Source organism: Corynebacterium sp. (genome assembly GCF_012837295.1).
Classification (GTDB): Bacteria; Actinomycetota; Actinomycetes; order Mycobacteriales; family Mycobacteriaceae; genus Corynebacterium.
In genome coordinates this window covers 1-5,708 of sequence record NZ_DURI01000212.1, presented here as the reverse complement: position 1 = coordinate 5,708, position 5,708 = coordinate 1, and the positions used below count along the sequence as shown (strand labels likewise).

The 5,708-nt window shown below is 70.8% G+C and carries 5 protein-coding genes and 1 pseudogene; 3 read left to right on the top strand and 3 right to left on the bottom strand.

Annotated elements, in window-relative coordinates:
- Positions 1-241: 241 nt before the first annotated feature.
- The gene (locus GX015_RS07070; protein ID WP_291343898.1) at positions 242-1,090 is read right to left on the bottom strand and encodes a ParB N-terminal domain-containing protein; all 849 of its coding nucleotides are present in this window, start codon (positions 1,088-1,090) and stop codon (positions 242-244) included.
- A 2-nt stretch (positions 1,091-1,092) separates the two neighbouring features.
- Entirely contained in the window at positions 1,093-1,872 is a 780-nt protein-coding gene (locus GX015_RS07065; RefSeq protein WP_291343896.1) for a metallophosphoesterase, read from the bottom strand.
- Between the two features lie 124 nt (positions 1,873-1,996).
- Here GX015_RS07065 and GX015_RS07060 point away from each other — a divergent pair, with 124 nt between their 5' ends.
- The 3 genes from GX015_RS07060 to GX015_RS07050 all read left to right on the top strand — a co-directional run bounded on the left by GX015_RS07060 (position 1,997) and on the right by GX015_RS07050 (position 5,456).
- Positions 1,997-2,464, top strand: a complete 468-nt coding sequence (locus tag GX015_RS07060) for a hypothetical protein (RefSeq protein ID WP_291343894.1) — start codon at positions 1,997-1,999, stop codon at positions 2,462-2,464.
- A gap of 55 nt (positions 2,465-2,519) precedes the next feature.
- The gene (locus GX015_RS07055; RefSeq protein ID WP_291343900.1) at positions 2,520-3,458 is read left to right on the top strand and encodes a 4-(cytidine 5'-diphospho)-2-C-methyl-D-erythritol kinase; all 939 of its coding nucleotides are present in this window, start codon (positions 2,520-2,522) and stop codon (positions 3,456-3,458) included.
- A gap of 114 nt (positions 3,459-3,572) precedes the next feature.
- A complete protein-coding gene (locus tag GX015_RS07050) occupies positions 3,573-5,456 on the top strand; it encodes an ATP-binding cassette domain-containing protein (protein WP_291343893.1) in 1,884 nt (627 codons plus the stop codon).
- A gap of 25 nt (positions 5,457-5,481) precedes the next feature.
- Here GX015_RS07050 and GX015_RS07045 read toward each other — a convergent pair.
- Positions 5,482-5,708 (bottom strand): annotated as a pseudogene (locus GX015_RS07045) (hypothetical protein); the annotation flags it as partial.

Here is a 5,708-nt window from a genome sequence, read left to right as displayed (position 1 = left end):
CCGCCGCGGACGCGGGCCTGGACGACAAGTCCACCGGCACCATGGTCGCGCGCCTGTCGGCGGAGTCGCCGGCGCGCCGCGGCGAAAAGGTGTCGCTGTGGTTCGACCCCGCGAAGGTCACCGTCTTCGACGCGGAGACCGGGGAGAACCTGGGACTGTGACCCGTCCCGGCTGACGCGTCCCGGCCGCGCCACGTGCGCGCCGGGCCGTCGTCAAGCGAATGGCCGGCCGTCGGCCCGAATCAGTCGGGCTGGCGGCCGGTTTCGCGTACCCGCTCGAAGACGTCGTCGGTCCACTCGTGGCGGCGGATGAGGCGGTAGCGCTCGGCGGCGATCCAGACGTAGAGCTCGGCGTCGGTGTGGTTGGGGGCCAGGCCGATGGCGCGGGCGGCGGCGATGACCGGCTCGTACTCGGTGGTGAACCATCGGTCGGCGACCTCGTCGCGGTCGAGGAAGGCCCCCTCGGCCTGCATCGCGCGGAAACCCCAGGCCTCGACGTTTTCGGCGAGTTCCGCGTACTTCCACGGGTTGGGCAGGACGATCGTGGCGGCGCGCTCGGCGGGCAGGGGGACGCGCGACAGGAAAATGCGGCGATGGTCCTTGAGCACCAGGTCGCGGTTGGAGTGGATGCCGTCGGCGTCGACCTTGGTCAGGATTTCCGTGACGTAGGCATCGATGGTCGGGTTGCCGCGGTTGCGGGCGATGGACACGCGGTGGTGGCCGTCGACGACGAAGTACATGCCGCCGACCTTGCGCAGGCGCACCGGCGGGACCGTCTCGCCGCGTCGTTGGGCGGCGTTGATGCGGGCCCAGCGGTCCCGGGAAATGGACGTGGTGGGGCGGAAATCGCGGTCGAATTGGCCAGTGCGGTCGACCGACCCGACGATCGCCTCGACGGGCACGTCGACCAGGCCGAGCTCGCGGCGGCCGGTTTCGCCCAGTGCCGCGACGACCTCGTCGTACGGCAGGACCTGGGTGACGTCGTCGGGCTGGCGGCGCAGCCGGGACACCGCGCGGTTGAGGCGGGCCCTGCGGCGGGCGCGCGAGAAATCCGCCTGGGCGTCGGCGTCCGGGAAACCGGTGTCGGCCATGGTCAGCGTCCTTTCAGGATCAGTTCGGCGCGCGGGGCGGCGCCGGGGGCGGCGGGGTGCAGTCGCGTCAGCGTCCAGCCGACCGTGTTGACCACGAGGGTGCCGGGGCCCGCATCGCCGGAAGGCAGCGAGAATACGCTCCTGTCGGCGCCGTGCAAATGCACGTGCCCGTGGAGGTGCAGCGCCGGCCGCAGTCGGTCGTTGAGGACGTCGATCGCGGGCAGTCCGCGGTGCACGGCGTCATCGTCGGAGCGGTCGATCGTGCCCGGCGCATGGGTGAGCAGGACATCGACTCCGCCCGGTCCGCCGCCCGTCCCTCCGCTTCGCCGCCCCATGCGTCGCGCCCGCCTCAACACGCGCCGCGCTCGCCGCATCGCCTGCGCATCCGTCCACTGGTTGGGGCCGTCCGAGTAGCGCCCGCAGCCGCCGAGCCCCGCGATGCGCACGCCCGCGACCTCGACGACGTCGCGGTCGGCCGCCCACGCCCCGTCGGGCCCGGGCCAGACATCGTGACGGCCGGCGCGCACCCAGCCGACGGGCGACAAGGTGAAGCCCTCCAGCGACGGGTCGTGGTTGCCGGGCACCATCGCGCAGGGCACGTCGAAGGCGTCGGCGACTGCGGCGACGTAGCGGAAGTCCAGGTCGCCCGCGGACAGCAGCAGGTCGGGCCGGTTGCCGGCCCCGAGGTCGACGCCCCCGGGGATGGCCAGGGCGGGGCGTTCCTCGTCCGCGATGGCGAGGATGGTCACCGGATTCTTTGCTTTGCGACGCTGCTGTTCCATCCCCACCAACCGTATGCGACGGAGCGGCCGGGGTGTTCGAACACCGGCGAGAATCTCCGGCCCGGAAATCCGGGGCGTCTTCTATGGTGACGGCATCAGCCGCCGAGCAGAGGGAGAAGACGCCATGAACTGCACGTTCGAGCAGACCGTCGTGAAGCAAGTCACCGAAGCAGCCGCCCAACCGACCATTCAGCCGACGGAAGTGCCGGCCGCCCGGCCCACGACCATTCCGGACGTGTGGGAGATGCCGAACCAGGGGTCGGGGTGGTGCGACTGCGGGGAGGATCATCCGGTCGACCGCGAGCTGGTGCGGTACATGATCGGCCGGGCGCTGGGGCGTGGTGCGAGCGACCGCGAATCCATCACGCATCCCGAGGTGTGCCGCGTGATCATGGACATGTGGCGGTACGTCGAGGTGTGCCGGTTCTTCCACGACGCGGTCGAGCGGTCGGCGACGGAGATGCACGGCCGCGTCGCGCCGGAGTATCCGATGGAGGCGGGGCAGCGGATCATCGCGTATTTCGCCAAAACGTGGAACGGCTGCCCGGAACAGCTGTGCGGCGGCGGATTCGACTGGGAGGGGGAGGTGTAGCGCCCGGGTAGACTCGGACGGCGTGAACCCGCCCAACTCGCCGAACCCGTCGTCCATGCCGCCGAAGGCGCCGATGTCCGTCGCGGCGACGGCGCACGCCAAGGTCAACCTGCACCTCGGGTGCGGCGATGTCCGCGATGACGGATTCCACGAGTTGGTCACCGTCTTCCAGTCGCTGTCGCTGCCCACCACCGTCACCCTGACGGAGGTCCGCCATGGCGACGCCGAGGGGCACGTGGCCAAACTGACGGTGTCGGGGGACTCGGCGATGTACGTGCCCACGGACGAATCGAATCTGGCGTGGCGCGCGGTCATCGCCGCGGTGGAGGCCGCCGAGTCGAAGGTGCCGCGGGTGGCGGCGATACACATCGACAAGTCCATCCCCGTCGCCGGCGGGATGGCCGGTGGCTCTGCGGATGCGGCGGCCGCGCTGGTCGCGGCCCGCGAGTTCTTCGAGCTGCCTCTGAGCGACGGCGACTTGATGTCGCTGGCCGCCGACCTCGGCTCCGACGTGCCGTTCTGCCTGCTCGGCGGCACGGCGCTGGGCACCGGGCGCGGCGAGAACCTGGCCCCGGTGCTGGTGCGCGGCGAGTACCACTGGGCGTTGGCGCTGGCCAAGGGCGGGCTGTCCACGCCGGAGGTGTTCCGCACCATCGACCGGCTCCGCGAGGAACGCGACGTCCCCCGCGCCGCCGCGCCCGATGACTTGATGAAGGCCCTGGCCACCGGCTCCGCCGACGAACTGGCGAAGCACCTGGCCAACGACCTGCAGCCGGCGGCCATCTCGCTCAACCCCGAGCTGCGCACCACCCTGCGCGCCGGGCTCGACGGCGGAGCGCTGGCCGGCATCGTCTCCGGCTCGGGGCCGACGACGGCGTTCCTGTGCCGCGACCGCGAACACGCACTCGACGTCGCCGCGCACCTGGCCACGTCCGGCACCTGCGCCGCGACGCTCACCGCCGCCGGTCCCGCGCCGGGCGCACGGCTGATCTAGTTGCGACGGCACCCGGGGCGTGGCGACGGCCACGGGGACGCCGGGACATCGTAAAGCGAAAAGCCCCAACCAACAGCACCGACAAGCACCGACCGAGGAGCACGAGAAGCCGAGATGGCGAACCTGATCAACCTGGAGAACGTCAGCAAGACCTTCGGCCTGAAGACCCTGCTCGACGGCGTCAGTCTGGGCATCCAGACCGGGGACCGCATCGGCGTGGTCGGGCTCAACGGCGGCGGCAAGTCGACGCTGCTGAAGATCCTCGCCGGCGTCGAACCCGCCGACGACGGTCGCGTGTCGCGCAACAATGACCTGGCCATGGCGCATGTCACGCAGGGCGCGGAGCTTGATCCGGAGGCGACGATCTTCGACAGCGTCATCGCGCCGCTGGGCGTCGCCGAGCACGAGTGGGCGGGCGACGCGAAGATCCGCAACGTCCTCGACGGCCTCGGGCTGGGCGAGCTGGGGCTGGACACGAAGGTCGGGGAGCTCTCCGGCGGCGAGCGGCGGCGCGTCAACCTCGGCGCGGCGCTGGTGCAGGACCTGGACCTGCTGATTCTCGACGAGCCGACCAACCACCTGGACATCGAGGGCGTGCAGTGGCTGGCCGATCACGTGATGTCGCGTCGCTCGGCGCTGGTGGTGGTCACCCACGATCGCTGGTTCCTGGACACCGTGGCCACGAAGACGTGGGAGGTCCACGACGGGCAGGTCGATTTCTACGACGGCGGTTACAACGACTGGACCTTCGCTCGCGCCGAGCGCGCCCGCCAGGCCGATGCGGCGGAGGCCCGCCGCCAGAACCTGGCGCGCAAGGAGCTGGCGTGGCTGCGCCGCGGCGCCCCGGCCCGCACGTCGAAGCCGCGCTACCGCATCGAGGCCGCGGAGGCGCTGATCTCCAACGTGCCGGCGCCGCGCGACAGCGTGGAGCTGATGGCTTTTTCCAAGCGCCGCCAGGGCAAAGTCGTCGTGGAGCTGGAGGACGCCGCGTTGTCCGCTCCGGACGGCCGCCGGTTGGTCGACGACCTGACGTGGCGTTTGGCGCCGGGCGAGCGCATCGGCCTGGTCGGCGTCAACGGTTCGGGCAAGACCACGCTGCTGCGCACGTTGGCCGGCGAGCACCCGCTCGACGAGGGCAAGCGCATCGAGGGCAAGACCGTGCGGTTGGGGTGGCTGCGCCAGGAGCTCGACGATCTGCCGATGGACATGCGGGTGCTCGACGCCATCGAGGACGTGGCCACGTACATCGAGTTCGGCGACAAGCACCTGTCGGCGTCGCAGTTGGCGGAGCGCCTGGGCTTTTCGCCGAAGCGCCAGCGCACCCCGATCGGCGATCTGTCCGGTGGCGAGCGTCGCCGCCTGCAGCTGACGCGCGTGCTCATGGCGGAGCCGAATCTGCTGTTGCTCGACGAGCCGACCAACGACCTGGACATCGACACGCTCCAGGAGCTCGAGGATCTGCTGGACAACTGGCCGGGCACGCTGGTGGTCATCTCGCACGACCGTTACCTGGTCGAGCGTGTCTGCGACACCACGTGGGCGCTGTTCGGCGATGGCGGCCTGACCAACCTGCCGGGCGGCATCGAGGAGTACCTGCAGCGCCGCAGGGCGTTGGCGGCGGCCGGCGTCGGTGGCGCGGCACCGTCGCGGGCCACCGCCGGGTATGCGGCCGCCCCGGGTGTTTCGCGTGACGACGTCCCGGCAGACTCCTCCGCCGGTACGCCCGCGGGAGCAGCGGGGAACTCCGGGACCGCGAGAACTTTGTCCTCCCAGGAGGAACGGGAGTTGCGCAAGGAGCTCAACCGCCTGGAGCGGCAGATCGCGAAGATGGACCAGAAGGAATCCAAGCTCAACGACGAGATGGCGAAGATCTCCGAGGACGTCGCCAACCTCGACACCGCCCGCCTGGCCGAAATCGACCGCGAGATCACCGCGCTGCGCGAGGAGCGCGAGGAGATCGAGATGCGGTGGATGGAAGTGGGCGAGGAGCTGGAGTAGCCGCTCGCCCGACCGCCGTCGGCGCCTACTTCGCCGCGACCTTTTCGACCTTCAGGAAATCCGCGCGGCGCAGCAGCGCCTGGGCGACGGAGCCGGTCTTCGCGAACTGCGTCCAAATCGCGTGCATGGCCTTCCGGTCGCGCCGGACGTCGGTCCACATCTGCCCTTCGAGGAGGATGGAATCGCGCCAGGCGGACTCGTCGCCAAGCAGAAGCGGCAGGTCGCAGGTGTGGGCCGACCGGTACTTGCTGT